Source organism: Nocardioides sp. (genome assembly GCF_050699375.1).
GTDB lineage: Bacteria > Actinomycetota > Actinomycetes > Propionibacteriales > Nocardioidaceae > Nocardioides.
Window position 1 is genome coordinate 1 of record NZ_JBOHDN010000293.1, and the last position, 3,115, is coordinate 3,115.

At 70.9% G+C, this 3,115-nt stretch carries 2 protein-coding genes; both read left to right on the forward strand.

The genetic code is table 11. The features are described from left to right. The first annotated feature begins 206 nt into the window (after positions 1 to 206). On the forward strand, positions 207 to 1,442 hold the full coding sequence (locus ACRDPS_RS21095; RefSeq protein ID WP_431503628.1) for an alpha-hydroxy acid oxidase: 1,236 nt from the start codon (positions 207 to 209) through the stop codon (positions 1,440 to 1,442). Further along, complete coding sequence (locus tag ACRDPS_RS21100) at positions 1,439 to 2,842, forward strand: FAD-binding oxidoreductase (RefSeq protein ID WP_431503629.1); 1,404 nt, start codon at positions 1,439 to 1,441, stop codon at positions 2,840 to 2,842. The genes ACRDPS_RS21095 and ACRDPS_RS21100 overlap by 4 nt, the downstream gene beginning before the upstream one ends. The last annotated feature ends 273 nt before the right edge of the window (positions 2,843 to 3,115 follow it).

The following is a 3,115-nucleotide window of genomic DNA, read 5'->3' on the forward strand; positions in this document are numbered from 1 at the left end:
GAGTCAGTGAGCTGATGCGGTCGGCGACCATGGCGGGATGCTCCTCGATGGACTAAGTTGTATGACAAGCAACGAACTTATCCGATGAGTGGCGAGGAGTCCAGAGCGTGCCCAGTGATCAGGTGAGTGATCAGGTGAGTGATCAGGTGAGCGATCAGGTGAGCGATCAGGTGAGCGATCAGGTGAGCGATCAGGTGAGCGATCAGGTGAGCGATCAGGTGGCAGTCGCCCGACAGTTCCCCCGATGGCGCGATCTCGCGCCCTTCCTCCGGCCGCGGCCGCTCCGCCTGCGCGCCACAGAGCGCCGGTTGACCCGCTGTCTCAGCGTCGACGACCTGGAGCGGGAGGCGCGGAGGCGGGTGCCCACTGCGGTCTGGGACTACGTCGACGGTGGCTCGGACGGCGAGCACGCGATGCGCCGCAACCGGGCAGCCTTCGACCGCGTCGAGCTGCGGCCCACCGCCTTCGGCCAGGTGGCAGAGCCCGAGGTGCGTACGACGATCCTCGGTCGCCCCGCGGCCGCGCCGATCGTGCTGGCACCGACCGGCTACACCCGGCTCAGCCACCACACCGGCGAGCGGGCGGTCGCCGCGGCGGCGGCCGCGGCCGGGCTGCCCTACACCCTGTCGACGTACGCGACGACCTCGATCACCGACGTCGCGCGCGCTTCCCCGCAGGGACGAAACTGGTTCCAGATCTACCTGATGAAGGACCGGGCGGTGACGCTGGAGCACATCACCGAGGCGGCCGAGCAGGGCTATGAGGCGCTGATGCTGACGATCGACACGACCGTGACCGGAATGAAGCGCAAGGACAAGCTCAACGGGTTCGCGATCCCGCCACAGCTGACCCTGCGTACGTTCGCGGGCATGGCCCGCCACCCCGGCTGGGCGGCGAACATCCTGACGACCGAGCCGCTGCGGTTCGCGACGTTCCCCGAGGGCTCGCACTACGGGCGCTGGGGCATGTCCAACGAGCTGCGTGAGCAGGCGATCCGGCCCTCGGACATCACCTGGCTCAAGGAGCACTGGGACGGCCCGGTGGTGGTCAAGGGCGTGCTCTCGGTCGCCGACGCGGTGGCCTGTGTGGACGCGGGTGCCGACGCGCTGGTGCTCTCCAACCACGGCGGTCGCCAGCTCGACCGGGCACCGGTGCCGCTGGAGCTGTTGGTGGCCGTGGCCGACGCGGTCGGCTCTCGGACGGAGGTCTACATCGACTCCGGGGTGCGCTCCGGCGGCGACATCGCGGCCGCTCTCGGGTTCGGCGCCCGGGGTGTGGTGATCGGCCGGCCCTATCTCTACGGGCTGATGGTCGGCGGGCAGCAGGGTGTCGACGCCACGCTGACGATGCTCGTCGAGGAGCTGCGCCGGACTATGTGCCTGCTCGGCACTGCCGAGATCGCCGCGATCGGACCCGAGCACGTGCGGCTGAGGTCGGCATGACCGGCGACCTCGTGTCCGACCTGCGCGCGGCCCTCGGTGATCGCGCCGTGCTGACCGATCCCGCCGACATGGCGGCGTACGTCACCGACTGGACCGGCAGCTTCACCGGCACCGCCCTCGCGGTGGTGCGCCCGGCCTCGACCTCTGAGGTGGCGACGGCGGTCCGGCTGTGCGCGGCGGCGGGCGTCGGGGTCGTCCCGCAGGGCGGCAACACCGGCCTCGTCGGCGGCGGCGTGCCGGATTCCGGCGGCGACCAGATCGTCCTCTCGCTCGGCCGGATGCGTCGCGTCCGGGAGGTCGACCCGGTCGCCGACACCCTCACCGTCGAGGCAGGTACGCCGCTGGCGACCGTGCAGTCCGCGGCTGCCGACGCCGGGCGGCTGTTCCCGCTCTCGCTCGGCTTCGAGGGGTCGTGCACGATCGGCGGCACGATCGCGACAAACGCCGGCGGCACCGCGGTGCTGCGCTACGGGATGGTGCGCGAGCTGGTGCTGGGGCTCGAGGTCGTGCTCCCCGACGGCCGGGTCTGGGACGGGTTGCGGCCACTGCGCAAGGACAACACCGGCTACGACCTCAAGCAGCTGTTCATCGGGTCGGAAGGCACGCTCGGGGTGGTCACCGCGGCGGTGCTCCGGCTGCTGCCCGCGACGCCGCGCCGGGCGACCGCCTTCGTGGCGCTCGAGTCGGTCGAGGCGGCGACGGCACTGCTTCCCCTTCTCCGGGAGCACGGCGGTGGGCAGCTCACGACCTGGGAGCTGCTCGGCCGCCAGGCGCTCGACCTGGTGCTCGCCCACCTGCCCGGGGTCCGGGACCCGTTCGGCACCCGGCACGAGTGGTACGGCCTGGTCGAGATCGCCGGCACCTCCGACGATGTCGACGAGCGGCTCGAGGACGCGCTGTCGGCTGCCGCATCCCAGGGTCTTCTCCTCGACGCCGTCCTCGCCGGCAGCCCTGCCCAGCGCGAGTCGCTGTGGGCGTTGCGCGAGGGTGTCTCGGAGGCCCAGAAGAGCGAGGGCGCCACGCTCAAGCACGACGTCACCCTCCCGATCAGCTCGCTTGCTCGGTTCGTCGCCGAGGTCGGACCGGTGCTTCAGGAGGCGCTCCCGGGTGTGCGGCTGGTGACCTACGGTCACGTCGGCGACGGCAACCTGCACTACAACCTCTCCGCGCCGGTCGGGGACGACGCTGCTTTGCAGGCCCGCGCCGGGGCCCTCACCCGGATCATCTACGACGCCGTCGCCGCCCTCGGCGGCAGCATCTCCGCCGAGCACGGCATCGGCGCGCTCAAGCGGGATGCTGTCGCTGCGTACAAGTCGGGTGTCGAGGTCGACCTGATGCGAGCCGTCAAGCAGGCGATCGACCCCGGCGGAGTCATGAACTCACGAAAGGTGCTCCCGTAACGGGCCTCGACCCGACGGAAGGGGGCATTTTCCCGCCATGGCGGGAAAATGCAGGCCCTCAACTGCCCGGCGCACCGCACTTCCGCGCCATGGCGGGAAAGTGCCACCGCCCGAACATCACAGCCCCTGGGCGACCCGGTAGTACACCTGGTTCCAGCGCACCTGGTCGGCGAAGCCGCGCCGGGTGGTGTCCTCGTCGATGACCAGGAGCTCGGTGCGGGCGATGTTCGCGAAGACCTCGAAGGCCTCGAGGCCGGCGGCGGTCGACATCAC